General features: G+C 61.1%; 26 protein-coding genes. 8 read left to right on the top strand and 18 right to left on the bottom strand.

The window, feature by feature from the left end:
* Positions 1-143: 143 nt before the first annotated feature.
* The 13 genes from ACP7EG_RS03735 to ACP7EG_RS03675 all read right to left on the bottom strand — a co-directional run bounded on the left by ACP7EG_RS03735 (position 144) and on the right by ACP7EG_RS03675 (position 10,944).
* A complete protein-coding gene (locus ACP7EG_RS03735; RefSeq protein WP_426086470.1) occupies positions 144-389 on the bottom strand; it encodes a glutaredoxin family protein in 246 nt (81 codons plus the stop codon).
* A 134-nt stretch (positions 390-523) separates the two neighbouring features.
* Complete coding sequence (locus tag ACP7EG_RS03730) at positions 524-2,020, bottom strand: DegQ family serine endoprotease (protein WP_426086469.1); 1,497 nt, start codon at positions 2,018-2,020, stop codon at positions 524-526.
* Positions 2,021-2,433: 413 nt separating this feature from the next.
* Positions 2,434-2,757, bottom strand: coding sequence for a sigma-E factor negative regulatory protein (locus ACP7EG_RS03725; RefSeq protein WP_426086468.1), 324 nt, complete (start codon positions 2,755-2,757; stop codon positions 2,434-2,436).
* Positions 2,758-2,828: 71 nt separating this feature from the next.
* A complete protein-coding gene (gene rpoE, locus ACP7EG_RS03720) occupies positions 2,829-3,452 on the bottom strand; it encodes an RNA polymerase sigma factor RpoE (RefSeq protein WP_219136777.1) in 624 nt (207 codons plus the stop codon).
* A gap of 66 nt (positions 3,453-3,518) precedes the next feature.
* Complete coding sequence (locus ACP7EG_RS03715; RefSeq protein WP_426086467.1) at positions 3,519-4,037, bottom strand: hypothetical protein; 519 nt, start codon at positions 4,035-4,037, stop codon at positions 3,519-3,521.
* Positions 4,038-4,167: 130 nt separating this feature from the next.
* Positions 4,168-5,418, bottom strand: coding sequence for a beta-ketoacyl-ACP synthase II (fabF, locus tag ACP7EG_RS03710; RefSeq protein ID WP_071076479.1), 1,251 nt, complete (start codon positions 5,416-5,418; stop codon positions 4,168-4,170).
* Between the two features lie 29 nt (positions 5,419-5,447).
* The gene (acpP, locus tag ACP7EG_RS03705; protein ID WP_008449912.1) at positions 5,448-5,687 is read right to left on the bottom strand and encodes an acyl carrier protein; all 240 of its coding nucleotides are present in this window, start codon (positions 5,685-5,687) and stop codon (positions 5,448-5,450) included.
* 178 nt (positions 5,688-5,865) lie between these two features.
* Entirely contained in the window at positions 5,866-6,609 is a 744-nt protein-coding gene (gene fabG / locus ACP7EG_RS03700; RefSeq protein WP_099763133.1) for a 3-oxoacyl-ACP reductase FabG, read from the bottom strand.
* A gap of 49 nt (positions 6,610-6,658) precedes the next feature.
* Positions 6,659-7,600, bottom strand: a complete 942-nt coding sequence (gene fabD, locus ACP7EG_RS03695; RefSeq protein WP_426086466.1) for an ACP S-malonyltransferase — start codon at positions 7,598-7,600, stop codon at positions 6,659-6,661.
* Between the two features lie 136 nt (positions 7,601-7,736).
* The gene (locus tag ACP7EG_RS03690) at positions 7,737-8,735 is read right to left on the bottom strand and encodes a beta-ketoacyl-ACP synthase III (protein ID WP_426086465.1); all 999 of its coding nucleotides are present in this window, start codon (positions 8,733-8,735) and stop codon (positions 7,737-7,739) included.
* A 15-nt stretch (positions 8,736-8,750) separates the two neighbouring features.
* Positions 8,751-9,818 carry a phosphate acyltransferase PlsX gene (gene plsX / locus ACP7EG_RS03685; protein WP_071076475.1) on the bottom strand — a complete coding sequence of 356 codons (1,068 nt, stop codon included), beginning with the start codon at positions 9,816-9,818 and terminating at the stop codon, positions 8,751-8,753.
* 210 nt (positions 9,819-10,028) lie between these two features.
* Positions 10,029-10,211, bottom strand: a complete 183-nt coding sequence (gene rpmF, locus ACP7EG_RS03680) for a 50S ribosomal protein L32 (RefSeq protein ID WP_010399517.1) — start codon at positions 10,209-10,211, stop codon at positions 10,029-10,031.
* A gap of 235 nt (positions 10,212-10,446) precedes the next feature.
* Positions 10,447-10,944 (bottom strand): YceD family protein, encoded by a 498-nt coding sequence (locus tag ACP7EG_RS03675; protein WP_071076474.1) that lies wholly within the window; start codon positions 10,942-10,944, stop codon positions 10,447-10,449.
* A gap of 223 nt (positions 10,945-11,167) precedes the next feature.
* On the opposite strand from ACP7EG_RS03675, the gene ACP7EG_RS03670 reads away from it, so the two are divergent.
* Positions 11,168-11,776, top strand: coding sequence for a Maf-like protein (locus tag ACP7EG_RS03670; RefSeq protein ID WP_426086464.1), 609 nt, complete (start codon positions 11,168-11,170; stop codon positions 11,774-11,776).
* Between the two features lie 18 nt (positions 11,777-11,794).
* Positions 11,795-12,544: an SAM-dependent methyltransferase gene (locus ACP7EG_RS03665; protein WP_426086463.1), complete on the top strand. Its 750-nt coding sequence runs from the start codon at positions 11,795-11,797 to the stop codon at positions 12,542-12,544.
* A gap of 181 nt (positions 12,545-12,725) precedes the next feature.
* Here ACP7EG_RS03665 and ACP7EG_RS03660 read toward each other — a convergent pair whose 3' ends face one another.
* Positions 12,726-13,643, bottom strand: coding sequence for a 23S rRNA (adenine(2030)-N(6))-methyltransferase RlmJ (locus tag ACP7EG_RS03660; RefSeq protein WP_071076471.1), 918 nt, complete (start codon positions 13,641-13,643; stop codon positions 12,726-12,728).
* Positions 13,644-13,920: 277 nt separating this feature from the next.
* On the opposite strand from ACP7EG_RS03660, the gene ACP7EG_RS03655 reads away from it, so the two are divergent.
* Positions 13,921-14,352 carry a thioredoxin family protein gene (locus ACP7EG_RS03655; RefSeq protein WP_426086462.1) on the top strand — a complete coding sequence of 144 codons (432 nt, stop codon included), beginning with the start codon at positions 13,921-13,923 and terminating at the stop codon, positions 14,350-14,352.
* Between the two features lie 3 nt (positions 14,353-14,355).
* Here the strand turns inward: ACP7EG_RS03655 and ACP7EG_RS03650 are convergent, their stop codons facing one another.
* Positions 14,356-16,629, bottom strand: a complete 2,274-nt coding sequence (locus ACP7EG_RS03650; RefSeq protein WP_426086461.1) for a molybdopterin cofactor-binding domain-containing protein — start codon at positions 16,627-16,629, stop codon at positions 14,356-14,358.
* Between the two features lie 10 nt (positions 16,630-16,639).
* Positions 16,640-19,777, bottom strand: coding sequence for an EAL domain-containing protein (locus tag ACP7EG_RS03645; RefSeq protein ID WP_426086460.1), 3,138 nt, complete (start codon positions 19,775-19,777; stop codon positions 16,640-16,642).
* Positions 19,778-20,038: 261 nt separating this feature from the next.
* On the opposite strand from ACP7EG_RS03645, the gene ACP7EG_RS03640 reads away from it, so the two are divergent.
* Positions 20,039-20,545 (top strand): DUF1993 domain-containing protein, encoded by a 507-nt coding sequence (locus ACP7EG_RS03640; protein ID WP_034779265.1) that lies wholly within the window; start codon positions 20,039-20,041, stop codon positions 20,543-20,545.
* A 105-nt stretch (positions 20,546-20,650) separates the two neighbouring features.
* Here ACP7EG_RS03640 and ACP7EG_RS03635 read toward each other — a convergent pair whose 3' ends face one another.
* Together ACP7EG_RS03635 and ACP7EG_RS03630 are read right to left on the bottom strand one after the other, a co-directional pair.
* Entirely contained in the window at positions 20,651-20,845 is a 195-nt protein-coding gene (locus ACP7EG_RS03635) for a DUF1289 domain-containing protein (RefSeq protein WP_096236462.1), read from the bottom strand.
* Entirely contained in the window at positions 20,845-21,423 is a 579-nt protein-coding gene (locus ACP7EG_RS03630) for a DUF1415 domain-containing protein (protein WP_426086459.1), read from the bottom strand. The genes ACP7EG_RS03635 and ACP7EG_RS03630 overlap by 1 nt, the downstream gene beginning before the upstream one ends.
* Positions 21,424-21,756: 333 nt before the next feature.
* On the opposite strand from ACP7EG_RS03630, the gene ACP7EG_RS03625 reads away from it, so the two are divergent.
* The 4 genes from ACP7EG_RS03625 (at position 21,757) to ACP7EG_RS03610 (ending at position 24,938) form a co-directional block, all read left to right on the top strand.
* The gene (locus ACP7EG_RS03625; RefSeq protein WP_426086458.1) at positions 21,757-23,169 is read left to right on the top strand and encodes a transglycosylase SLT domain-containing protein; all 1,413 of its coding nucleotides are present in this window, start codon (positions 21,757-21,759) and stop codon (positions 23,167-23,169) included.
* Between the two features lie 102 nt (positions 23,170-23,271).
* Positions 23,272-24,060, top strand: a complete 789-nt coding sequence (gene fabI / locus ACP7EG_RS03620; protein ID WP_219136789.1) for an enoyl-ACP reductase FabI — start codon at positions 23,272-23,274, stop codon at positions 24,058-24,060.
* Positions 24,061-24,132: 72 nt separating this feature from the next.
* Complete coding sequence (locus ACP7EG_RS03615) at positions 24,133-24,411, top strand: hypothetical protein (protein ID WP_426086457.1); 279 nt, start codon at positions 24,133-24,135, stop codon at positions 24,409-24,411.
* 5 nt (positions 24,412-24,416) lie between these two features.
* Complete coding sequence (locus ACP7EG_RS03610) at positions 24,417-24,938, top strand: helix-turn-helix transcriptional regulator (protein WP_426086456.1); 522 nt, start codon at positions 24,417-24,419, stop codon at positions 24,936-24,938.
* Positions 24,939-25,284: the final 346 nt, after the last annotated feature.

Raw genomic sequence — 25,284 nt, 5'->3', positions numbered from 1 at the left:
ACAGTAGCTTTTTCGACCTCCCCATTTTACCGGATTTCAGAGCGGAAAGCCCGTCTTTCAGAGGCCGGCAGCGGGCAAGCCGACATTTTCAGCTGTTTCCAGCAGCGGAATGCTGCAATGCAGTGTCAATATTGGTATTTAAGCTACGCCAGGCAGCGCCGGACGGCGGCCTCGTCCAGAAAATAATGGCATAGCTCGGGTTGGGCCAGGTCGCCAAACAGCACCGGCACCAGCTCATCGAAGCGGGCCAGCAAGCTCGCATCGGGCGACGCATCGATATCGATCACCTCTACCGTGAAGGGAGTAGCGGGCGGCTGCAGCAGGAGCAAGGCATCGAGCATATCCTGGCAGAGGTGACAATAACTGCGGGAATAGAGGGTGAAGTGCATATTTTAGTGGCGGAGCAAAAGAAGGCTGCGGTCAGACGGGGACGCCTAGTCCCGACGGGGGAATTCAAGCCAGTGGCTTGAATTCCGATCCCGAAGGGACCGACCCCGGCCTTTGCGGGGTGCGGGTTGAAAAGTTACTTCGCCGATGGGCGCAGCGAAACGAATAGCGCCACATCGCCACGGCGCACCAGCACGGCCGACGACTTCTTCGGATCGAGCTTGGCCACCAGGGCATTGAACTGCTTGGCATCTTTCACGGCAACGTTGTTCAATTGCAAGATCACATCGCCAGGCTGCAGGCCGGCCAGGGCCGCCACGCCATCCGCGTCGTCGACCAGCACACCCGCATCGATCTTCAGCTCCTGCTTCTTCGCGGCTGGCACGTCGCTGACCTTCAGTCCGAGTGCATTGACGGCTTGCGCTTCCCGCTCCTTGGTCCCCTTTTTCGCCGTTTTTTCGGCTTCCAGTTCGACGACGGTGACAGCGATATCCTGTTGCGCACCCTTGCGCCAGACGGTGACAGTGGACTTGCCGTTGACGGCGGCGCCGCCTACCAGGCGCGGCAGGTCGGACGAACGCTCGATCTGGGCGCCATTGAACTTCAGGATGATGTCGCCCGGCTTGATGCCCGCCTTGTCGGCCGGGCCGCCCTCTTCCACCATCGACACTTGCGCGCCCTTGGCGTTGGGCAAGCCCAGCGATTGCGCCACATCCTTGCTCACTTCGCCGATCTGCACGCCGATACGGCCGCGCACCACTTTACCCGTCTTTTTCAGCTGCTCGCCCACGCGCATGGCTTCATCGATGGGCACGGCAAACGAAATGCCATTGTAGGCGCCGGACAAGGTGGCGATCTGCGAATTGATGCCGATCACTTCGCCGCGCATATTGATCAGGGGACCGCCCGAGTTGCCGGGGTTGACGGCCACGTCGCTTTGAATCAGGGGCAGGTAGTCGCCCGTGTCGCGGGACTTGGCAGAAATGATGCCGGCCGTCACCGTGTTTTCCAGGTTGAATGGCGAGCCGATGGCGATCACCCACTCGCCCACGCGGATCTTGTTCGAGTCGCCGATGGTCAGACGCGGCAGGTTGGCGCCCTCGATTTTCAGCAGGGCCACATCGGTGCGGGCGTCAGCGCCAATCACCTTGGCCTTGAATTCGCGCTTGTCCGTCAGGGTCACGTAGACTTCATCGGCGCCGTCGACCACGTGGGCATTGCTCAGCACGTAACCATCAGCCGAAATAATGAAGCCGGAACCGACACCGCGCTGCACTTCCTGCTCTTGCGGCACGGCGCGACGGCCGCCGCGCGGCGCCTGCTGGCGCGGCGTTGGCATGGCGCCGCCAAAGAAGCGACGCAAAAATTCCTGCATTTCCTGCTCATCCTGGCCGCCCGCGCCGGGCGCAGTCATCTTCAGGCGCTCGGTGGTGCGGATATTCACCACGGCCGGGCCAACGGCGTCGACCAGGTCCGAGAAATCAGGCAATTTCACGGCCGGCATGGCGGCCTGCGCCTGTGGCGCCAGGCCGAGCATTGTCGGGGCGAAAAAGACGCCAGCCGTACCGAACAATAAGGCGGAAAGCGTCTTCACTGAAAATGACTTACTGGCGACACACATGTTTTTTTTCATGGAAAGGATCTTTTCGAGTATATAAACGGATCAAAACGCGGATCGGCGATTGCCTGCGTGCATGATTGGCCGTCACGACGGAATCCCAGGGGCAACCACACCTGGTCGCGCGCATGGCAGCAACAATATATCGCAAAAGCAAGATATTGCCTGCACACAGTGTCAATCGTAGCGAAGTCCAGTGTCAAGAGGGCCAGGAGCAGCTTAAAAGCCTATCCCAGTAGATGAATACATCCCCTGCTGGCGCCCCTCAGAAGCGGGGACGGCGTTGCTCGTCGTCGCGTGGCTCGCCACGCGTCCTCCTCACGCCTTGTCCGCGCTCCTGATGAACTGCCAGCAGAAGACGCTCCCTACTGGGATAGGCTCTAAGTATCAAGACCCGCCTGGCATAAGATGCCGCAGATGCGGCAGCGCTAGCGTTGCGCCAGCGGCCCCGCCTCCAGCGGCTCGGCAGCGCCCGGGGGCACGATGGCAGCGGACAGTGGCAAATGGACAGCCGGCTCATCAGGCGCCGCCTCGGCGGCCAGGCGGCTCGTCAGGCGCGCGTCGAATTGGGCACTCAGGGCATGGCCGCACTGCTCCGAGCGCAGCACGTCGCCGATCAGGCGATAGGCATCCCAGGCTTGCCGCCCCTCATCCGTGTCGAGGGCGGCAAAAGCCAGTTCGAGTTCGCTCGCCGCCAGCTCGCCATCGGCCAGGGCGGAAATCGTCTCGTGCAATCGTGTATGCGTATCCATGATGGGTCCTGCCATTTCAAGAGGGTCGGCGCGGAACCGGACGCAGCCATGCCAACCTCATATTCCCCAGATTACCAGCGCTTGTCAATCGGCATATCCAACAATGGCTTCAATTTCTCTGCGATCACTTCGCGCGCACGAAAAATACGGCTGCGCACGGTGCCGATGGGGCACGCCATGATCTCCGAGATCTCTTCATAGCTGAGGCCCTCGATCTCGCGCAGCACGATGGCCGTGCGCAGTTCGATGGGCAGCACCTCCATGGCCGCGTTGACTGTGGCTGCAATTTGCTTGCTGGCCAGTACCGATTCGGGCGTATTGTTGTCACGTAATTTATTGCCGTCATCGAAGGACTCCGCCTGCTCGGCGTCGGCATCGCTGGACGTGGCGGCGCGCCGCCCCTGCGTGACGAGATAATTCTTGGCCGTATTGATGCCGATGCGATACAACCAGGTATAGAAGGCGGCATCGCCGCGAAAATGGCGCAGCGCCCGGTATGCCTTGATAAAGGTTTCCTGCACCACATCTTCGGCCTCCGCCGGGTCATGCACAAGTCGCGACACCAGGCGCATCAAGCGGCGCTGATATTTCGATACCAGCACATCGAATGCCCGTTTGTCGCCAGCCTGCACTCGCTCGACCAGCAACTGATCATACTCGCGCTCTGTCCTCACGCCCGATGTCCCTGTTCGCATGCAGCGTGGGCGCCTGTATGGATATAGAGTTGGCCCGCTGCAAGAAGTTCAGTGTTCGCCCCACTTTTATTCTTCCCCACTGCGCGCCGCGATGGCCCGGCACGCCACGGCCAGCGGGCGGAAGGCGGCGCAAGCGCTGCCACGCTGCGCCAGTACCTGCATGCGCCGCCCCGCGGCATCGGCCAGGCACAGCACCAGCAGCGATGGCCACAGGGTCGAGCCCGGTAACAGGCGCAGCACCGGCGGCACCAACGGCCCCGCGCTGGACGGCGCCCCGCCATGCTCTAGATATACCGCCAGCCGCAACTGGCCGACCGGCGAAATATCAAGCACCTGCGGCTTTCTGCGCTGGCGCAGCAAAGCCAGCAAAAACACGCCGCCAGCCGCACTCGATAGTGCAGCGGGCCAGCCCAGCGCATAGCCGCCCACCAGTTGGCCGAAGCCGGGGCCAGAGCCAGATAGGGCCGCAACGTGCCACGCGCCGCTCAAAGGCCAGGCGGCCAGCAGCGCGCACAGCCCCAGCACCGCTTGCAGCAGGCGCAAACAGACAGGCGTGCGAATGACAGCCGCTACCGCGATCGACATATTGCCAACTCAAAGGGAAAAACATCAGGCGCGCCGGCACTATGCCGGGCAAATTCAGTCACCAACGAACGTTGGCACCGAATCAGCGCTCACTACGGTTTGACCGTAGTGAGCGCTTGAAAGTTCCTACTTATTTCGCTTTACCGAAAATCAGCGTGCCATTCGTTCCGCCGAAGCCGAACGAATTCTTCACTGCATAATCGATCTTCATATCCCGCGCCGTGTTGGCACAGAAATCGAGATCGCAAGCGGGATCCTGGTTGAAGATGTTGATGGTCGGTGGCGACACCTGATGGTGCAATGCCAGGACCGTAAACACCGCTTCCAGACCGCCCGCGCCGCCCAGCAAATGGCCCGTCATCGACTTCGTCGAGTTGACGACCATATGCTTGGCATGCTCGCCGAAGGTGCGTTTGATGCCCATCACTTCCGCCACGTCGCCTTGCGGGGTCGACGTGCCGTGCGCGTTCAGGTACTGAATCTGATCCGGGTTCAAGCCTGCGTTGTTGAGGGCCGCGATCACCGATTTGCTGCCGCCGCTACCATCTTCCAGCGGCGAGGTCATGTGATAAGCATCTGCGCTCATCCCGAAACCATGCACTTCGGCATAGATCTTGGCACCACGGGCCACCGCTTGCTCATACTCTTCCAGCACCATGACGCCAGCACCCTCGCCCAGCACGAAGCCGTCGCGGTCGGTATCCCACGGACGCGATGCCGTTGCCGGATCGTCGTTGCGGGTCGACAAGGCACGTGCCGAGGCGAAACCGCCCAGGCCCAGCGGCGACACGGTCGATTCAGCACCGCCGGCAATCATGACGTCGGCATCGCCGTACTCGATCATGCGCGCGGCAGCGCCGATGCTGTGCAAACCGGTGGTACACGCCGTCACGATCGCCAGGTTCGGACCCTTCAGACCATATTTGATCGAAAGATTGCCAGAAATCATGTTAATGATCGAGGCAGGCACGAAAAATGGCGAGATACGGCGCGGACCGCGCTTTTCGTACTCGGATTTGGTTTCCTCGATCAGCGGCAAGCCACCGATACCGGAACCGATGATCACGCCGATGCGCTCGGCGTTTTCCTCGGTCACTTCCAGACCGGAGTCCTGCATCGCCTGGATGCCTGCAGCCATGCCGTAATGGATAAAGGTATCCATGTGGCGGGCTTCCTTACCGGAGATGTACTCTTCGATATTGAAACCTTTGACTTCACCGGCAAAATGCGTGGTGAAGGGCAATGCATCAAACTTGGTAATCGTGGCAATGCCGGATTTACCTTCGGTAATTGCGCTCCACGCCTCGGCAATAGTATTGCCGACAGGTGAAACACAGCCCAGGCCGGTTACAACAACACGACGGTTTTTAGAACGGCTCAAGCGATTCTCCTGAAGTCGGTCAAACAGGCTTAGGCCTTGACGTGTGCGGTGGCGTAGTCGATCGCCTGTTGCACGGTGGTGATTTTTTCAGCTTGTTCGTCAGGGATTTCCATTTCGAATTCGTCTTCCAGGGCCATGACCAGTTCCACGGTGTCCAGGGAATCGGCGCCGAGATCGTCGACGAAGGAGGATTCGATTTTGATGTCTGCTTCTGCAACGCCCAGTTGCTCAGCGACGATTTTCTTAACGCGTTGTTCGATATCCGACATGTTATGGCTCCAAAGTGTGTGTTACGGAAAGTGCGCGCATTTTATCAGGTTTGCGCGTCCGAATACTAATTTCGGTGTCTGCTGCTAATTCAACCGAAGCTGCTGCTAAAAGATGCGATTATAGACAAAAACGACCGTTGAATCATGCCACAAACGCCCGCCCTGTCTAGCTTTCACATCAATTCATGTACATTCCACCGTTCACGTGCAGGGTCGTGCCCGTGATATATGCCGCTTGTGGCGAGGCCAGAAAGGCCACCGCCGCTGCCACGTCTTCCGGTTTGCCCAGGCGGGACAGGGGAATTTGCGTCAACAGGGCCGCGTGCTGCTCTTCGCTCAGGGCCTTGGTCATGTCGGTATCAATGAAGCCGGGGGCGATGCAGTTCACGGTAATGTTGCGGCTGCCGATTTCGCGCGCCAGGGCGCGGCTCATGCCTTCCACGCCGGCCTTGGCCGCCGCGTAATTCATTTGACCCGGATTGCCCGACGAAGCCACCACCGACGTAATATTAATGATACGCCCAGCCTTGGCTTTCATCATGCCACGCAGTACGGCGCGCGACAGGCGGCCGACGGCCGACAGGTTGGTGGAAATGACGCTATCCCACTCGTCATCCTTCATGCGCATGGCCAGCTGGTCTTGCGTGATGCCCGCATTGTTGACCAGGATCGACAGGCTGCCGTAGGTTTTCTGCACCTCATCGACGACGGCCGCGCAGCGCGCCGCATCGGTCACGTTCAGCACCAGACCCTTGCCCGCCACGCCTTCGGCGGCCAGGTAATCGGTGATGGCTTGCGCACCGCTCTCCGAGGTGGCGGTGCCAACCACGGTGGCGCCCTGTTTGCCCAGTTCGGTGGCGATGGCGCGGCCGATGCCGCGCGAGGCGCCCGTGACCAGCACGACTTGATTTGCTAAATTCATGAGTATCCTTTAAAGCAAGTGCGGCAGGCAGGCTGCCGCAATCTGATGTTTATTTGAGCTGCGTCAAAATGCGTTCCAGCGAGGCCTGGTCGACGATGGCGTCGCCCACCAGCACGGGATCGATGCGCTTGGCCAGGCCCATCAGGACCTTGCCCGGACCGCATTCGATCACTTGCGTGATGCCCTCAAGAGCCACTTTCTGCATCGTTTCCACCCAGCGCACGGGGCTCGCTGCCTGACGCACCAGCGCATCCTTGATGCCGGCGACGTCGTTGACAATGGCCACGTCGACGTTGTTGATCAGGGCGATTTGCGGTGCCGAGAAGTTCAAGCTGGCCATGTATTCACGCAAACGGTCCGAAGCCGGCTTCAGCAGCGACGAGTGGAATGGCGCGGAGACGGGCAGCTTCATGGCGCGCTTGGCACCCTTGGCCTTGGCCAGTTCGCAGGCGCGCTCGACCGCCGCCGTATGGCCGGCGATGACCACTTGCGCAGGCGCATTGAAATTGACGGGCTCGACCACCAGGGCCGGGTTTTCCGCCACCGCTTCCGCACAGGCGGCGCGCACGTCGTCATCCGACAGGCCCAGCACGACAGCCATCGTGCCCTGCCCCACGGGCACGGCTTCCTGCATGGCTTGCGCACGGAAACGCACGAGTGGCACGGCATCCTTGAACGAAATGACGCCGGCGGCGACCAGCGCCGAGTATTCACCGAGGCTATGGCCGGCCACGACGTTCGGCACGGGGCCGCCCGCTGCCAGCCAGGCGCGGTAAAAGGCCACGGCCGCCGTCAGCATCACCGGTTGCGTGTTGGTGGTCAGATCCAGTTCTTCCTTCGGACCTTCGGCGATCAGCTTGCCCAGGTCAAATTGCAGGGCGTCCGACGCTTCGGCCACGGTTTGCGCCACCACGGGGTTGCCGGCGAAACCGTCGAGCATCGCAATCGCTTGCGAGCCTTGGCCTGGGAAAACAAATGCAAATTGTGTCATGTCGACTCCGTTTTTTACTATTTAGAGAATCAGAGACCCAAAGGCAACTGCTGGGGTACGTCCCTGCGGGATCGGAATGCATTCCATTGGAATGCATTCCCCCGACGGGTCGGACCCCGAAGTCAGCCTTCGGCTATCACATCCTTGCCAGCACGGCGCCCCAGGTAAAGCCGCCGCCCACGCCTTCCATCATGACGTTGTCGCCCTGCTTGACCCTGCCATCGCGCACGGCGATGTCGAGCGCCAGCGGGATCGAAGCGGCCGAGGTGTTGCCATGCTGGTCGACGGTGACGACCATCTTTTCCAGTGGCAATCCGAGTTTCTTGGCCGTGCTGTTCATGATGCGGATGTTCGCTTGGTGCGGGATCAGCCAGTCGATCTGGTCCGCCGTCATGTTGGCGTGCGCCAATGCTTCGTGCGCGACCTTTTCCAGCACGGACACGGCCAGCTTGAACACGGCCGGGCCATCCATGTACAGGAAGGCACTGCCGGCCAGCGCACCGCCAGCCACGCTGCCCGGTACGCTGAGGATGTTCGAGTGGCGGCCGTCCGCGTGCAGCTTGGTGGCTAGGATGCCGGGCTCGGTGGAGGCCGTCATGACGATGGCGCCGGCGCCGTCACCGAACAGCACGCAGGTGCCACGGTCATCGAAATTGAGGATGCGCGAAAACACTTCGGCGCCGATCACCAGCACATTCTTGTGCATGCCAGATTGAATAAAGCTATCGGCCGTGGCGACTGCATACACGAAACCGCTGCAGACGGCTTGTACGTCGACGGCGGCACAGTTATTCGTGATGCCCAGCTTGCTCTGCACGATGCAGGCGGTGCTGGGGAAGCTGCCGAAGAAATCGGGAGTCGAGCTGGCGACGATAATCAGGTCCAGGTCGTTGCCGCTCAGGCCCGCCATCTCCAGGGCTTTTTTGGCCGCTTCCACGCCCAGGTCCGAGGAGTTTTGCGACGGCGCCGCGTAATGGCGCGCCGAGATACCGCTGCGCGAGAAGATCCATTCATCCGACGTCTCGATGCCCTTGGCGGCGAGCTGTTCGGTCAAGTCCTGGTTGGTGACGCGCTTCTCCGGCAAGTAGCTGCCGGTGCCGATAATTTTGCTGTAAGTTTTGCTAAAAACAGTCATGCAAGTACCCGTCCACTAAATGGTAGAGCTTGTTGAAGTAGGTTCGTCCGGTACTGGCGTGCGCGGCATCAGCTCGGCGATCAGGCTGGCCAGCTGTGCTTGCACGTCATTTTTTGCCGCGTCAAAGGCACGGCGCAAGGCCCATTCAAACGAATAGGCATCGGCGCTGCCATGGCTCTTGAAGACGAGACCACGCAAGCCCAGCAGGCTGGCGCCGTTGTAACGCGATGGATTCAGGCGGTTGCCGATGGCTTTCAGGGCACCACGGGCGATCAGCGCGCCCAGCATGGTGATCGGATTGCGCTTGAATTCGGTAGTCAGCACGTCCTTCATGAGGCGCGCCAGGCCTTCGATGGCTTTCAGGGTCACATTGCCGACAAAACCGTCGCAGACGACGATATCGGTGGTGCCTTTGAAGATATCGTTGCCTTCCACGTTGCCGTAGAAGTTCAGCGCGCCACGCTCGTGGTCGGCCTGCAACAGCTTCGCGGTGAGTTTCACCACTTCATTGCCCTTGATATCTTCCGTGCCCACGTTCAGCAAGCCGATCGTCGGGCGTGCTATGCCTTCCATGGCGGACACCAGCACGGAGCCCATGATGGCGAACTGGTGCAAGTGATGCGGCTCGCAATCGACGTTGGCACCCAGGTCCAGCATGTAGGTCGGGCCGTTCTTTTGATTCGGCAAGATGCTGCAGATGGCCGGGCGGTCGACGCCGGACATGGTTTTCAAGACATAGCGCGACACGGCCATCAGGGCTGCCGTATTACCGGCGGAAACGGAGGCTTGCGCCGCGCCGCTCTTGACCTGTTCGATGGCCACGCGCATGGAGGAATCCTTCTTGCGGCGCAGGGCCACTTCCAGGGGATCGTCCATGGTAACTTGTTCGGAGGCATGCAATACCGACAGACGCGGATGCGTGTCAGCTTTATGTTTTTTCAGTTCGGCACGGATCACGTCTTCCAATCCAACAAGGATCAGTTCGGCTTCAGGCTCATGTTTTACGAAGGAAATTGCTGCGGGGATAGTGACTGAGGGACCATGATCTCCGCCCATGCAGTCGATAGAAATTTTGATTGTCATTTGTGTTGATTCAATACCGCTGCGGGCGTGCGGCAAGATGTGAATCGGACTGGAGCATATGCAGGGCGCAGCATGTCATGCACAGACCTGGACAGCGTGATTCAAAATGACGGGTATGCAAGATGAATTGCAGCCGATAAAAAAGAAGAAGCGGCGCCACGCCGAATAACCACGCAACACCGCTTTCATCTTACCCAACAAAAACGTCGATTACTCGTCGTTTTTGGTCTTCAACACTTTGCGGCCACGATAGAAGCCGTTAGGGCTGATATGGTGACGCAGATGTGTTTCGCCGGTAACTGGCTCGACGCTCAATTGCGGCGCGACCAGGAAGTCGTGCGAACGGTGCATGCCGCGCTTGGAAGGGGTTTTCTTGTTCTGTTGAACTGCCATGATGACTCCTAATACATAAGTTCTAAAATTTTAGCACAATCGATTGGCAAATACATGCGAATCGAGTATCCCAGCGGCAAAGACTACCCGAAAATAGCCCGGACCGACATCGTTTATTACAATTACATTTCACTACACTTGCCATACTCGATTACAACACGCGTTTGACACGTTCTCTAAGCGGGACCTCACAAACCTACGGTTTTTGAGGCCACCTATAAACTACAACTACTACTTATTCTGGCTTCAAGTCCTTCAGTGCCGCAAACGGCGACTGCTTTTCAGTCTTGAGAGCATCGAGCTGCGCCGTATCGGGGCAGACGTCGTGTTTGGGTACCTGCGGCAGGGCCAGCAAGGCTTCATCTTCGATCAGGGCCGCGGCATCCATGCTGCGGCTGCCGACGATCACGTCGATCGATTCATCGTTGATGATTTCTTCGATCTCGTCCGCCTGCTCGTCATCCTTGCCCAGCATCAGAGTAGTCGTCGAATCAATTGCGTAAGCATACGGAGTCAGGCAGCGCTGGCAAACCAGCTGAACGGTGCCGTTGACCGACAAGGTCAGTTGTGGGTAGCCCAGCTTGCTGGTGCCGCCGACGATCTTCCAGGCGATGTCGCCGGAAGCATCTGCACAATCCTTGGTCAACCGGGTCATTTCAGCGACAGGAGTTACACCCTCGCGGCTCCCGCTGATACGACAAAAATCAAAGGCGTCGATCACAAAAGCATTCATTGGTAGAAAATTTCCCCGGAAAACCTGCGATAATAACAGGGTTTTGAGCACGGAGTCAAAGGCTAAGCATCTTTTTTGACGCAATCTTTGCCATAAACATGACAACTTCATCAACACCGTCATGCCGCATGGAGCCTCAGTTATGGGCTCTGCGCCCTGGAATTTGCGTGAAATTCCACTGACATCGACCAGCGCGGCCATGCCGGCCGCCATCCATTACCGAATGATACCAACTTCCGCCCCATTGCGCTTGATTCTTGCATCGAGTTCGACCTATCGCAAGGAATTGCTGCAACGCCTGCGCCTGCCTTTCGAGGTGGCCGTGCCCGACCTCGACGAAAGCCCCCTGCCAGGCGAAAGCCCCAGCGCCACGGCCCTGCGCCTGGCCCAGGCCAAGGCGCAGGCCGTGCTCGACCGCTACCCTGGCAGCCTCGTCATCGGCTCCGACCAGGTCGCCACTCTGGATGGCGCGCAGATCGGCAAGCCGGGCAACCATGCCTACGCCCTGCAGCAGCTGCAAACCATGCGCGGGCGCCAGACCGTATTCCATACGGCCCTGTGCCTGCTCGACGGGCGCCAGTCGCCCGCCGTGGCGCAAGTGGAAGATATCCAGACCCGCGTCACCGTGCGCGACTTGCCCGATGCCGAACTGGACGCCTACCTGCGCATCGAGCAACCGTATGATTGCGCCGGCAGCGCCAAGAACGAAGGCCTGGGCATCGCCCTGCTCGAATGCATCGCCACCACCGACCCGACCGCCCTCACCGGCTTGCCGCTGATCGCCCTGACGGGCATGCTGCGCAAGGCGGGCGTGGCATTTTTTACCATTTAATTTACCGACAAGAAGAATATGACCGGCACCCTGTACCTGATTCCCAACCACCTCGGCCTGTCCGACAGCCCGACCGACCCGCTGGCCCACATCATTCCCGAGCAGGTGCGCCAAATCACCTCGCAACTCGATTATTTCGTTGCGGAAAACGCCAAGACGGCGCGCGCCTTCCTGAAATTGATCGGCAACCAGCATCCGCTGGCCAAACCGCTGCAGGAAATCACGATTTCCGAACTCAACGTCAATACCCCGGCGCAAGCGCTGGCCGGCTTGCTGGCGCCCTTGCTGGCGGGACGCGATGCGGGTCTCATCTCGGAAGCGGGCGTGCCCGCCGTGGCCGACCCCGGCGCCGACCTGGTGCGCCTGGCGCATCAGCACGGCATTAAAGTGCGCCCGCTGGTGGGGCCGTCGTCGATCCTGCTGGCCGTGATGGCCAGCGGCCTGAATGGCCAGAGCTTCGCCTTCAACGGCTACCTGCCCACCGATGCAGCCCTGCGTGCCAAGCGCCTGAAGGAACTGGAAAGCCGGTCGCGCAATGAAAAGCAGACCCAGCTATTCATCGAAACGCCCTACCGCAACGCCGCCATGCTCGAAGCGCTGGTAGCCCAATGCGCGCCGTCGACCCTGATCTGCGTCGCCACCGACCTGAGCCTGGACACGGAAAGCGTGCAGACGTGGAATGGCGCGCAGTGGAAGAAACAATTGGCCGCCGGCAAGGCACCGGACTTCCACAAGAAACCGACAGTGTTCTTGTTGTTGGGACAGTAAACGACAAACGCCACGAACATATTTGCCGTGGCGTTTACTTTGCTCAACTACGATAGTTACGACACCTGACAAAACCGTAGCGAGCGGAAGGGAGAGGTGGCTAAGAAGCGCAACCGTACTTTAGTACGGTGAGCATCGCAGGCCGCCTATACCGACGCGCAGTAGGTTTGGTCAGGTGTCCTCAGACTCGGCGGGTACCCGTGTTTTTCTGTCCGCCCTTGCCCGTTTCCAATACGAACTTGGCGCCATCGTCGCGCCCCAATACCTTGACCAGGTACGGCATGACTTCGCGCAACATCGGCTCCAAGGTGTACGGCGGGTTCAAGATGAACATGCCGCTGCTGTGCAAGCCGAAGCCGTCCGGCGACGGCGTGTTGACCGTCAGAGTCACGTGCAGCCAGTCCGAGCTGGGCAGTTGCTTGAGCTTGTCAGCGAACTGGCGCGATTCCATGCGCTGCAGCACCGGGTACCAGACGGCGTAGATGCCCGACGGGAAGCGCACGAGGGCGTCGGCCAGGGTGTCCTTGACCTTGCGGTAATCCATCTTGTCTTCATATGGCGGGTCGATCAGCACCAGCGCGCGGCGCGATGGCGGCGGCAGCAGGGCTTTCAGGCTCTGGAAGCCGTCAGCCTTGGTGATGAGCACGCGCTTGCCGCGCACGGTCGGACGCTCGCCCTGGGCCAGCGCATGCGCTTCGACCTTGCGGAAGTTGTCGGCCAGAATCTTGGCATCGGCTGGATGCAGCTCGAACAGGCGCAGACGGTCTTGCTCGCGGCTGACCTTGTCGGCGCAGTACGGCGAACCCGGGTAGTAGCGCATCTTGCCGCTCGGATTCATTTCCTTGATCAGCTTCATGTACTCGGCCAGCGAGGCTGGCAAGTCCGTGCGGTCCCACAGGGGCGCGATGCCCGTTTCGTATTCCGCATTTTTCGCGGCATAACCACCGTCGAGCGCATACACGCCCGCGCCGGAGTGGGTATCGATATAACTATAGGCGGTATCTTTTTGATTCAGATATTGTAACAACTGAATCTGCACATAATGCTTCAACACATCGGCGTGATTACCCGCGTGAAAGGCGTGGCGGTAACTCAACATAAGCTGGCTAATTCCATAATAAAAATAAACAAAGGCGGGAGCGCTGACACCGGGCAGGGCATGAAAACAGACTGGAGGGGGTCAGGCTGCGGGGCCAGGAAACAGCATGGACCAGCGTAATCAGCGCGCAATTATCAGCATTATCCACCAGAAAGGGCGATTGCATCAAAAAACACCGATAAACAAGCTCATGCATTCTCGGGACTGGCGTGGCCGGGCGCGGTAGAATACGCGCATCGGGCGCCCCGCGCCCATCCGCCCACTAATAGATACGAGCATGCACAGCCTGACCCTCACGACCGATAACCGCGCCGACGTCGCGGCAGCCCTGGCCGGCCCACACTGGACCGTGGCTTGCCTGTGTGCGCTGTGGTGCGGCACCTGCGGCAGCTACCGCGCCACGTTCGAGGAACTGGCCGCGCGCCACCCGGACACGCTCTTCGTCTGGATCGATATCGAAGACCAGGCCGACGTGGTGGGCGACCTCGACATCGACAACTTCCCCACCCTGCTGATCCAGCGCGAGGACCATGTCGCCTTCTTCGGCACGGTGCTGCCCGACGGCGGCCTGGCGCACCGCATGGTGCAGGCGCAGCAGGCGCTCAGCGCCGAGGAACTGGCGGCACTGGCCGGCAGCACGCAGGAACGGCGCGACTGGCAGCGCGACTGCAATCTGCGTCAATTACTGGCTGCCACCCTGGCACAGTAAACATCAGGCCAGGCGCAGCGGCAGGCTGCGCAGCCGTTTCCCGGTCAAGATGAAGATGGCGTTGCCCACGGCCGGCGCAATCGGCGGCGTACCGGGTTCACCCACGCCTTCCGGATGCTCGGCGCTGGCGATGATGATGGTTTCCACTTCCGGCGTTTGCCCCATGCGCAACACGGGATAGTCGTGGAAATTGCCCTGCTCCACTTTGCCATCCTTGAAGGTGATCTCGCCGCCCAGCGCCGCCGACAGGCCAAACAGCACGGCCGACTCCATCTGCTGGGCGATGATGTTCGGATTGACGGCGATGCCGCAATCGATGGCGCACACCACGCGCTGCACGCGAATTTCGCCGTTTTCCACGGACACCTGCGCCACCTGCGCCACGATGCTGCCGAACGACTGGTGCAAGGCCACGCCATGCGCATGGCCGGGCGGCGCACTGCCCGCCCTGGCGACTGCCGCATCGAGCACGGCCAGGTGGCGCGGATGTTTCAATAACATGGCGCGACGGAAGGCGATGGCGTCCTGCCCGGCCGCATGCGCCAGCTCGTCGATAAAGCTTTCCTTGAAGAACGCATTGTGCGAATGCCCCACGGAGCGCCAGTAGCCGATGGGAACGGCACTGTCGGCGATCACGTGGGCGATGCGCTGGTTGGCGATTTCATACGGCATGTCGAATTCGCCTTCGGCCGTGGTCTTGTCCGGCCCCGCCCCCGGCAAGCCGAAGTTGCGCTGCAAAAACTGATGCGTGATGGAACCACTGACGGATTTATTATCCCAGGACGCGATGCGGCCGTGCTCGTCGAGGCGTGCCGCAAAGCGGGCCAGCGCGGCGGGACGGTACATATCGTGCTGTGTGTCCTGTTCGCGCGTCCACACCAGCTGCACCGGTGCGCCATCGCACTGCAGCGCGATGGCCACGGCTTGCGCCACCATGTCCACCTCCAGGCGGCGGCCAAAACCACCGCCCAGCAGCAGCACCTCGATCGTCACATCCTTCGCGTCGACGCCGGCCACTTTCGCCGCCACGTCGACGGCGATGCCGGGTGCCTGCGTCGAAACCCACAGCATCACCTTGCCATTTTTCACCTGCGCGGTGCAGTTGACGGGTTCCATGGCCGCGTGCGCGAGGAACGGCGCGCGATACTCGGCGCTGACCTGCCGCAAGCCCTGCGCGACCTTGCCCTCGACCTCGCCGCTGGCGTGGTACGCATAACCGGCTTCGGTATCTAACAGGCGGGCAAACTGCGCATACACGCCGGCGCTGGACAAGTTCGCTTGCGGGCCCGCCTTCCACTGCGTCGGCAAGGCGGCTGCTGCCTGCCTGGCGCGCCACCAGGTATCGGCCACCACGGCGGCACACGAGACGCTGCGCTGAGCCAGGTGCGGCGTCAGGTCCAGCACTTTTTTGACGCCGGGCATGGCCAGGATGGGTGCCGCGTCGAACGCGGCCAAGGTGTCGCCCAGGCGCGGCGGCAGATGCAGGGCCGCGTACAGCATGCCGGGCGGGCGCGCATCGATGCCGAAGCGCGCACTGCCATTCACTTTGGAGGGCGTGTCGCGGCGCGGCGCCGGCTTGCCGATCAGCTTGAAATCCTGGGGCAGTTTCAGCACGGGCGTGCCCGGATCGATGGCGGCGGCGCGCTGCGCCAGGCTGGCGTAGCTGGCGCGCCGGCCATCGGGGTGCAGCACTTCGCCATCCTGCGTGCGGCATTGCGCGGCCGGCACCTGCCACTGCGCGGCGGCAGCGGCCACCAGCATGGCGCGCGCGGACGCGCCCGCTTCGCGCATGGGGCCCCAGCCATCCTTCACGCTGGACGAGCCGCCCGTGACGATCACGCCCAGTTCGCGCGCCGCCTTGGCCACCGTCCATTGCGCCAGCGCTTTTACGCGGCCCTGGTCGTCCGGGTGGAACGGCAGGCTATCCTTGAGCATGGCCACATTGCCGAAGATTTTATCCATCGGCGCCTGGATCAGTTTGACGCTGGCCAGCGGTACGTCGAGCTCCTCGGCCACCAGCATGGGCAAGGCCGTATGCACGCCCTGCCCCATCTCGCTGCGCGGCATGGCCAGGGTCACCATGCCGTCCGTACCGATGGCCAGCCAGCCGTTCAAGGCCACGGCGCCATCCTGCAGCGGCAGCGGCGCGCTGCCGTGCAGGCGCTGGCGCGGCGGCAGCACGCCCCAGCCCAGCACCAGGGCGCCCACGCCGGCCACGCCGAGGCCAAGGCCGCCGAGCAGGAAACGGCGGCGCGAGGTGTTTTTTTCTCCGGCCATGGGATACCCTTTAATTAGTTAGTCGTGGTTCCAGCGGGTCGAGCCAGCGCTCCAGCATATCCTCTGCCAGCACCGGGCGGCTATAAAAATAACCTTGCGCCAGCTTGCAGCCATGGCGCAGCAGGAAAGCGGCCTGCTCTTCCGTCTCCACGCCCTCGGCGATCACCGACAAGTGCATGCTCTTGCCCAGCTGGATGATGGCAATCGCAATCGCCTCGTCGTTCACATCCGTCGAGATATCCTTGATGAACGAGCGGTCGATCTTCAAGGTCTGCACGGGCAGCTGTTTCAGGTACGCGAGCGAGGAATAGCCGGTACCGAAGTCGTCGATGGCCAGTCCCACGCCGATGGCGTGCAGATCGTTGATGAAACCCAGCGCGTCGCCCGTGTTCATGATCACCGATTCCGTCACTTCCAGCTGCAGGCGCTGCGGCTCCAGCCCCGTTTCCTTCAAAATGTCGGCCACCATGCCGGCAATGCTGCCCCGCTCGAACTGTTTCACCGACAGGTTGACGGCCATCTTCGGCACGTGCAAGCCCTGCGCCTGCCAGCGCATCATCTGGCGGCACGCTTCGTCGAGCACCCATTTGCCCAGCTGGTTGATGAAACCGCTGTCCTCGGCCAGCGGGATGAAGCGCACCGGCGGCACCAGGCCCAGTTCCGGGTGGTTCCAGCGCACCAGCGCCTCCACGCCGACCAGGCGGCCCGTGTCGATTTCCACCTGCGGCTGGTAATTCAGGAACATCTCGTTCTTCTCGATCGAGCGGCGCAGGAAGGTTTCCAGGCGCAGGCGCTCGACGCCCTCGCCCGTCATCGACGGCGCATAGAAGCGGTAGCCATTCCGCCCGCGCGCCTTGGCCTGGTACATGGCCACGTCGGCATTGCGGATCAGCATATTCAAGTCCAGCGCATCATCCGGATACAGGCTGATGCCCACGCTGCACGTGACGAACAATTCATGGCCGGCCACCGTGAACGGCTGCTCGAACATGGTCATCAGCTTTTCCGCCACCTGCGTGGCGCCGTACTCGCCATCGACGCGCTCGAGCAGCACGATGAATTCGTCGCCGCCCAGGCGCGCCAGCGTATCGCCCTCGCGCAGGCGGGCCGCCAGCTGACCGGCCACCTTTTGCAGCAATTCATCGCCGATATGGTGGCCCAGGGTGTCGTTGACGTTCTTAAAACGGTCCAGGTCGATGAACAGCACGGCCAACTGCTCCTGCTCGCGCGCAGCGCGCAGCAAGGCGTGCTGCAGGCGGTCGTGGAACAGCAGGCGGTTCGGCAGCGCCGTCAGCGGATCGTGGTGCGCCATGTGGTCGAGCTTTTCCTGCGACTCCTTGAGCAGGGTGATATCGCTGAACACGCCCACATAATGCGTGGTGACGCCATGCGTGTCGCGCACGGCACTGATGGTCAGCCACTCCAGGTAGATGTCGCCGTTCTTGCGCTGGTGCCAGATCTCGCCGCGCCAGAAGCCCGAGGCGATCAAGGCATCCCACATGGCCTGGTAAAACGCCGCGTCGTGGCGCTGCGAACGCGTCAGCGACGAGTGCCGTCCCAGCGCCTCGGCTTCATGGTAGCCCGTGATCTGCGTGAAGGCCGGGTTGACGGCGACGATGATGCCGGCGGGATCGACCACCATCACGCCATCGGCGATATGTTCCAGCACGGTGGCCGACAGGCGCAGCTTTTCCTCGGCTTCCTTGCGCGAGGTGATGTCGGCGTACACCCAGATGCTGCCGTCGTTGGGGTGCAGCGGATCGAGCGCGCAACCGCTGACCAGGGCCCAGAACTGGCTGCCGTCCTGGCGCAGGTAGTGGCGCTCCTCGCTGAAGTCACCGCCAGCCGCCAGGGCCGGATACTGGCGCTCGCCCGCCGCCTCGAACTCGAAGTGCGAGGGGAAGACGATGGCGGTCGAACAGCCCGTCATTTCGGCGTGAGCGTAGCCGAACAGCTCCTCGCAGCGGCGGTTGACGGAAATGATGCGGCGGTGGCGCACGAACATCACGCCGAACATCACATTGTCGAGGATGGCGCTTTGCTCCGTCAGCAGCGCCTCGATGCGCATCTCGTGGTGCTTGCGCTGGCTGATGTCGGCAATGATGCCGTCGACCCACACGACGCCCTGCTCACCGGCCTGCGGCTGGCCATTCTCGGCCACCCAGCGCTCGATGCCGAAGGCGTCGATGATGCGGTATTCCAGCGCATACGGGCGCACCTCAAGCACCGCCTGGCGCACGGCGCGGCGGTGTTCGCGGCGGTCTTCCGGGCAGATCAGGTCGGCCCAGGCGTGCGTGCTGCCGCGCATGAACTGGCGCGCTGAATAGCCGGCGATGTCTTCGATGGCATCGCTGACGAAATCGATGGGCCCGTCGGGCCGGTAGCGGAAAACGGCGCCCGGCACCTGCGTGACGATGGTGCGGAAACGCTCTTCGCGCTGGCCCACATCCTCGAACAACTGGCGAATGGCCGCGCGCATTTGCTCGAGCTGGGCCGTCAGGCGACCCAGCTCGTCATTGCTGTGCGAGGCCAGCGGCGTGTCAAAATCGCCGTGCGACAGGCGGTCGGAAAAGCGCGTCAGGCGGCGCAGGGGTTTCAACAGGCGGCGGTTCAGGAACAGCACGATCAGCGCCATCGACACGGCCAGCTGTGCGCCCAGCACGAAAATATAGGACATCTGCTTTTCGCGCAGCTCCTGCTGGCTGCGCGCATCGTCCATCTCGACGACGATGTGGCCGATGCGTTCGCCACGCACGAGGATGTCGCGCTCGGCGCGGTACAGATTGCCCACGGGCCGCTGCGGCGCCTGCAGGCTGATGAATTCCGTGTCGCCCTGCCCCAGCACCTTCACCAGCAGCACGGCGCGGTCGCGCATCACCGACTCGACCAGCGAATGGGCCGATTCCGCATTCATGTTCCACAGCGATTCCTGCATGCCCAGCGCCAGGATGTCGGCATTGCGCTGCAAGGCTTCGTTCAGGCTGGTGCGCGCCGACTGGCGTTCATGCACGCCGACCAGCAGATAGCTGCCGAAAATGGCGGGCACGACCAGGCCGCCAAACACCACCAGCAGCAAGGCGCCATAGATCGACGAGCCGTACAGCACACGCAGGCTGGCGCGCAAGCGCTGATAGGGCGAATTAAACATGCGGCAACAGGGCAACAGGGATCAGGCAGGCGATCATGGAACTTTACAGGGGAATCCGGGTGATAAGGAGGGAAGAAACTTTTTCAGGAGCAATTATGCATGGAAAAAGCGGGGGAAGTCACCAACAAACACGCACCAACGGCAACCTCATGCCATATACACAGGGCTGAAAAACCACACGCGGGCCGGTACGCCGGGCCAGCGCCAGCAGAAAAACGCGCAGCTTGCTATCATCGCGCCACTTTACCTCGAGGAACCACCATGACCTTCTCCATCTACTCCGCTTCCATCCCCGTCTTCAAACAGATCCTGGGCAGCCTGGCCGCCATCCTGGACAAGGCGGAAACGCATGCGCAAGACAAGAAAATCGACCCGAACGCCCTGCTGCAATTCCGTTTATTCCCGGACATGCTGCCCTTCGTGCGCCAGATCCAGATCGCCACCGACTTCGCCAAGGGCTGCGGCGCGCGCCTGGCCGGCGTGGCCGTGCCACCGTATGAAGACAGCGAACAGAGCTTTGCAGAGCTGAAAGCGCGCATCGTGAAAACCATCGCCTTCCTGGAAAGCCTGCCGCAAGCGGACATCGACGGCAGCGAAACGCGCGCCATCACCACCGGCAGCGGCGAAAAGACCAAGCACTTCACGGGCCAGACGTATCTGTTCCACTACGCGCTGCCGCACTTCTTCTTCCACGCGACGACGGCGTACGACATCCTGCGCCACAATGGTATTGAAGTGGGTAAAAAAGATTTTATTGGTAGTTATTAATAGTTGACGCCAATAGTACCGGGGTCAGACCCTCGCGGCCGCCAACGCTGAGCTCTGCGTTAGCGTCCTTGGGGGTCTGACCCCAGCAGTTGCCGTTGGGTTAAATCAAGTATTCCGGCGCGGATACCCTTGAGAAAGAATCCGCACCCACACCACTTCCTTCTCCTCCTCCGTCATCGACACCCAGTGGGCCACTTCCACCACGCTGCGGCCGCAGCCGCGGCAGATTTCGTCGAAGGTGGTCGAGCAGACCGCCACGCACGGCGTATCGGGACGGGGCGGCAATTCCTTGTCAGCCATCAGGATACCTTCAGCAAGCCGAGCTTTTCCCAGCCTTCGACGCCCAGCGCTTCCAGCGTGGCGATATTCTTGTCAAAAATTTCCGACGCTTCCGGGAACGCCTCGACGGCGCGCTCGATGCTGTCTTCGCGCAGCAAGTGCAGGGTCGGATACGGCGAGCGGTTGGTGTAATTGCTGATGTCGTCCTCGAACGTCTCGGCAAACTGGTAGTTCGGATGGAAACTGGCCACTTGCAATTCGCCGGCCAGGTGCATGTCTTCCACGGCCGCATCGGCCACATCGAGAAACTCGTTGTAGTCGAGGAAATCATTGAGGGTGTACGGATGGATCAGCAAGGTCGTGTCGATCTGCTCGGGGTCCGTGTCGGCCAGGGTTTGCAGCTCGTCCATCAGCATCGCCAGCAAATCTTCCGGATTGCTCGATTCGCACACAACATAGCGGATCTGCTTCTTGACGTGCACGGCCTTGGCGAACGGGCACAGGTTCAGGCCGATCACGGCCTTTTCCAGCCAGGCAACGGTATTGGCGATGATGACGGCGTTGTCGTCGTCGTGGCGCGGCGGGGTGTTCATATGCATGACTCTCTATTAATATGGCAGCCGGCAGCACAATGGCCGGCCAAAGCCAAATTGTACGCACTCTTTGCGCAGTCTCATACTGGACAACTGCCAGGCTTGCGCCATCGTCCTCGCCATGTATGCTATAACAGCGGCCGAATCACGCATCGGGCAAATTAAATTTGCAATAATGACAGCATCTGCGAATGGAAACCTTGTCGTTTCCCACTTATTGCCGCGTATTTCCTGTCATCATGCTGACATAATTCTTGACTCCGGCATGTGGATATACGTACACTCGCAGCTTGATCATGGGTCTGTCCGATGTTTCTCCGACGACAACAATGGAACACTATGCACGAAAACTCCTTTAAATCTACCGTCCTGGCGGCGTTGGCCCTGGCGCTTGCGCCCGCCCTCAGCCAGGCGTACGAAGCCGGTGTTGAGAGCGATAACGCGCCAGTCGCTGCAACCACACCCGCCCTGATCCCGATGACCGCCCAGGTCACGGCGAAACTCCCCACCCTCGACAACCGCCTGCAAAAGACCGACCGCCTGCTGAAAAACCTCAGCGACAATTCCGATCCGCTGCGCGAAGCCGACGTCTGGGGCCGCATCCGCAGCGGTTATGCGATTCCCGACATCAACAACCAGCTGGTAGCGAACCACGTCAACTGGTATGCCACCCGCCCCGACCACCTGGCTCGCACCACGGCGCGCGCCTCGCGTTATATCTTCCACGTGGTGCAGGAACTGGAAAAGCGCGGCATGCCGACGGAACTGGCCTTGCTGCCGTTTATCGAGTCCGCCTTCAACCCGCAGGCATTCTCCAGCGCCAGTGCGGCCGGCCTGTGGCAATTCGTGCCGGCCACCGGACGCGATTTCAACCTCAAGCAAACCATGTTCAAGGACGACCGCCGCGGCGTGCTGGCCTCGACCGATGCGGCATTGACGTATCTGCAGCGCCTGTATGACATGTTTGGCGACTGGCAACTGGCGCTGGCCGCCTACAACTGGGGCGAAGGCTCGGTGCAGCGCGCCATCAAGAAAAACCAGGCGCTGGGCAAACCGACCGACTTCGAAAGCCTGGCCGACCTGATGCCGGCCGAAACGCGCAACTACGTGCCGAAACTGCAAGCGGTGAAAAACATCATCGCCAATCCGGCCCAGTTCGGCCTGACCCTGCCCGTGGTCGACAACCAGCCGTATTTCACGGCCATCGACAAGACCAGCGACATCGACATCACCGTCGCGGCCCAGCTGGCCGAACTGTCGACCGACGAATTCAAGGCGCTGAACCCGCAATTCAACCGCCCCGTCATCATCGGTGGCGAAAAGACCAAGATTCTGTTGCCACAGGAAAATGCGGCCAAGTTCACCACCAACCTGGCGCAATGGGGCCATGCCTTGTCGAGCTGGACGACGCACAAGATCACCAATGCGCGCGAACGCATCGAAACCCTGGCGTCGAAATTCGGCACCACGGCCGACGTGCTGCGCCAGGCCAACAATATTCCCCAACGCACCAGCCTGCGCGCCGGCTCCACCATCCTCGTGCCGAAGACTTCGGCCACGATGAACAAGGACATCACCCAGGAAATCGCCGACAGCGCCACCATGCTGCTGGAAGCGGACCGTCCGGAACGGGCCGCCAAGGCACTGCGCCGCGTCGCCAAGGGCGGCAAGGTGCAAGCCGCGCCAATTTCCCTGGTGAAACCACGCATCCAGCGCGGCGGCGGCAATAGCCGGGCAAAAGCGCGCCACTGATCGCCTTGTCCTTCTGAGACACGCCACCGGCCGCCACAGCTTTGCTGTCGCGGCCGGTTGTACATCCACCCACCCCGTTCACCCACCCAGACAGGAGTCGTCATGGCTTTCTTGCAAGGTAAAAAAATCCTCATCACGGGCCTGCTGTCGAACCGCTCCATCGCCTACGGCATCGCCAAGGCTTGCCACCGCGAAGGCGCGACCCTCGCCTTCACGTATGTGGGCGAGCGCTTCAAGGAACGCATCACGGAATTTGCTGCCGAATTCGGCAGCGAACTGGTATTCGACTGCGACGTTTCCAGCGATGAACAGATCAGCGCCGTCTTCAGCGACCTGGCGCAGCATTGGGAACACCTCGATGGCCTGGTGCACGCCATCGGCTTTGCGCCGCGCGAGGCGATCGCCGGCGACTTCCTCGACGGCCTGTCGCGCGACAGCTTCCGCATCGCGCACGATATCTCCGCCTACAGTTTTCCTGCCATGGCCAAGGCCGCCCTGCCCCTGCTGCATCCGGGCGCCTCGGTCCTGACCCTGACTTACCTGGGCGCCGTGCGCGCCGTGCCCTATTACAACACCATGGGCCTGGCCAAGGCGTCGCTGGAAGCGTCCGTGCGCTACCTGGCCGAATCGCTGGGCCCGCGCGGCATCCGCGCCAACGGCATCTCCGCCGGCCCCATCAAGACCCTGGCCGCCTCCGGCATCAAGGATTTCAGTAAACTGCTGGGCTTTGTGGCGGAACACGCCCCGCTGCGCCGCAACGTCACCATCGAAGAAGTGGGCAACACGGCGGCCTTTTTGCTATCCGACCTGGCCTCAGGCATCACGGGCGAGATTACCTACGTCGATGGCGGCTTTTCGCAAGTGATGGCCGTCAATCCCGAAGTAGAGTAATGCGGTGATGGCCGATATTCTGCGGTTGTCACTTGACAACCGAAAAATATTGACATACATTGGAGACATCACATGGCGCGCTCCTCGCGCCCGAAGAAAGAAATCGAAGCGGCGCTGCGCCACGCGGAAAGCCAAAACTGGAGAGTGGAAGTCGGTGGCAGCCATGCCTGGGGGAAAATCTATTGCACCTACAATGACGACGGCTGCCGCTGCGGCGAGTTTTGCATCGCCTGCATCTGGAGCACACCAAAGAATCCGGGCAACCACGCACGAGCGATCCGGCGAGTAGTAGATAATTGCACTTTCAATAAACTGATGCACGACTGCATGCAACGCAAATCCCGGGGATAGCCATCATGGATTACATCTTTACGCTCAAGTATCGCCTGCCCGACCACGAACACGACCTCGACGCGCTGGCCGAGCGCCTGGGCAGTGGCGGCTGCGACGACGCCTTGGCTGGCATCGGGCAAGCGGGACGGCTGGCGTTGGAATTCACGCGCGAGGCCAGCAATGCCAACGAAGCGCTGCTGAGCGCCCTGGCCGACGTCAAGGCCATCGTGCCCGAAGCCGTGCTGGTCGAGGCCGCGCCCGACTTCGTGGGTCTGACCGACGTGGCGCAGGTACTGGGCCTGTCCCGGCAAAACCTGCACAAGCTGATGAGCAAACACCGCCACAGCTTCCCCGTGCCCGTGCATGAGGGCAGCGCCAGCATCTGGCACCTGGCCGACGTACTGGCATGGCTGCATGCCAAGGGAACATATCAGCTGGAACCCGGCCTGACCGAACTGGCGCAGGTCACCCGGCAAATCAACCTGGCCAGGGAAATGGCACAGGCACCCCAACTGCCCGCCGACATCGTGGCCATGCTCAATTAAATCAAGGAAAACTACGTATTCTTACTGATTTCACATAGGAAACATGTTCAAAACGTGGTAGGACTGTCGTTTCTTCCCATTTAGGCCGTGCAAAACGGCGGCAAATACGGTATAGTGTCGTTGTGCGCTGCAATATGTTCGCTTGAAGCGATGGCAACACCGCAGTAACATGCAATTACAAACTTAGCAGCTTCGCAAGCCTTAGCGCATCCACAGGATGCCGCTTATAAAGCCCTCCCGCCTTGTGTGTCGCACCTGACACCGTCCCGGCGCAAAGCTTTTGTGCCGAAATTTCTTTCTAGTTGAGTCATTTCGTTTTGGTTGGCGTTGCTATTTTGCGTTCTGC

It is taken from the genome of Janthinobacterium sp. PSPC1-1 (genome assembly GCF_049897625.1).
GTDB lineage: Bacteria > Pseudomonadota > Gammaproteobacteria > Burkholderiales > Burkholderiaceae_D > Janthinobacterium > Janthinobacterium tructae.
The sequence above is the reverse complement of the archived record's forward strand: the minus strand, read 5'-3'. Positions and strand labels throughout refer to the sequence as shown.

Excerpts from the sequence above, each read along its gene's own strand:
- fabG (WP_099763133.1), bottom strand. The coding sequence starts at position 6,609 with ATGAATTTAGCAAATCAAGTCGTGCTGGTCACGGGCGCCTCGCGCGGC.
- ACP7EG_RS03615 (WP_426086457.1), top strand. The coding sequence starts at position 24,133 with ATGGCGCGCTCCTCGCGCCCGAAGAAAGAAATCGAAGCGGCGCTGCGC.
- ACP7EG_RS03670 (WP_426086464.1), top strand. The coding sequence starts at position 11,168 with ATGATACCAACTTCCGCCCCATTGCGCTTGATTCTTGCATCGAGTTCG.
- ACP7EG_RS03655 (WP_426086462.1), top strand. The coding sequence starts at position 13,921 with ATGCACAGCCTGACCCTCACGACCGATAACCGCGCCGACGTCGCGGCA.
- ACP7EG_RS03645 (WP_426086460.1), bottom strand. The coding sequence starts at position 19,777 with ATGTTTAATTCGCCCTATCAGCGCTTGCGCGCCAGCCTGCGTGTGCTG.
- plsX (WP_071076475.1), bottom strand. The coding sequence starts at position 9,818 with ATGACAATCAAAATTTCTATCGACTGCATGGGCGGAGATCATGGTCCC.
- fabD (WP_426086466.1), bottom strand. The coding sequence starts at position 7,600 with ATGACACAATTTGCATTTGTTTTCCCAGGCCAAGGCTCGCAAGCGATT.
- ACP7EG_RS03660 (WP_071076471.1), bottom strand. The coding sequence starts at position 13,643 with ATGTTGAGTTACCGCCACGCCTTTCACGCGGGTAATCACGCCGATGTG.
- ACP7EG_RS03730 (WP_426086469.1), bottom strand. The coding sequence starts at position 2,020 with ATGAAAAAAAACATGTGTGTCGCCAGTAAGTCATTTTCAGTGAAGACG.
- ACP7EG_RS03675 (WP_071076474.1), bottom strand. The coding sequence starts at position 10,944 with ATGAATGCTTTTGTGATCGACGCCTTTGATTTTTGTCGTATCAGCGGG.
- ACP7EG_RS03735 (WP_426086470.1), bottom strand. The coding sequence starts at position 389 with ATGCACTTCACCCTCTATTCCCGCAGTTATTGTCACCTCTGCCAGGAT.
- ACP7EG_RS03665 (WP_426086463.1), top strand. The coding sequence starts at position 11,795 with ATGACCGGCACCCTGTACCTGATTCCCAACCACCTCGGCCTGTCCGAC.
- ACP7EG_RS03630 (WP_426086459.1), bottom strand. The coding sequence starts at position 21,423 with ATGCATATGAACACCCCGCCGCGCCACGACGACGACAACGCCGTCATC.
- rpmF (WP_010399517.1), bottom strand. The coding sequence starts at position 10,211 with ATGGCAGTTCAACAGAACAAGAAAACCCCTTCCAAGCGCGGCATGCAC.
- acpP (WP_008449912.1), bottom strand. The coding sequence starts at position 5,687 with ATGTCGGATATCGAACAACGCGTTAAGAAAATCGTCGCTGAGCAACTG.
- ACP7EG_RS03640 (WP_034779265.1), top strand. The coding sequence starts at position 20,039 with ATGACCTTCTCCATCTACTCCGCTTCCATCCCCGTCTTCAAACAGATC.
- ACP7EG_RS03690 (WP_426086465.1), bottom strand. The coding sequence starts at position 8,735 with ATGACTGTTTTTAGCAAAACTTACAGCAAAATTATCGGCACCGGCAGC.
- ACP7EG_RS03610 (WP_426086456.1), top strand. The coding sequence starts at position 24,417 with ATGGATTACATCTTTACGCTCAAGTATCGCCTGCCCGACCACGAACAC.
- ACP7EG_RS03650 (WP_426086461.1), bottom strand. The coding sequence starts at position 16,629 with ATGGCCGGAGAAAAAAACACCTCGCGCCGCCGTTTCCTGCTCGGCGGC.
- ACP7EG_RS03725 (WP_426086468.1), bottom strand. The coding sequence starts at position 2,757 with ATGGATACGCATACACGATTGCACGAGACGATTTCCGCCCTGGCCGAT.
- ACP7EG_RS03715 (WP_426086467.1), bottom strand. The coding sequence starts at position 4,037 with ATGTCGATCGCGGTAGCGGCTGTCATTCGCACGCCTGTCTGTTTGCGC.
- ACP7EG_RS03635 (WP_096236462.1), bottom strand. The coding sequence starts at position 20,845 with ATGGCTGACAAGGAATTGCCGCCCCGTCCCGATACGCCGTGCGTGGCG.
- ACP7EG_RS03625 (WP_426086458.1), top strand. The coding sequence starts at position 21,757 with ATGCACGAAAACTCCTTTAAATCTACCGTCCTGGCGGCGTTGGCCCTG.
- rpoE (WP_219136777.1), bottom strand. The coding sequence starts at position 3,452 with ATGCGAACAGGGACATCGGGCGTGAGGACAGAGCGCGAGTATGATCAG.
- fabI (WP_219136789.1), top strand. The coding sequence starts at position 23,272 with ATGGCTTTCTTGCAAGGTAAAAAAATCCTCATCACGGGCCTGCTGTCG.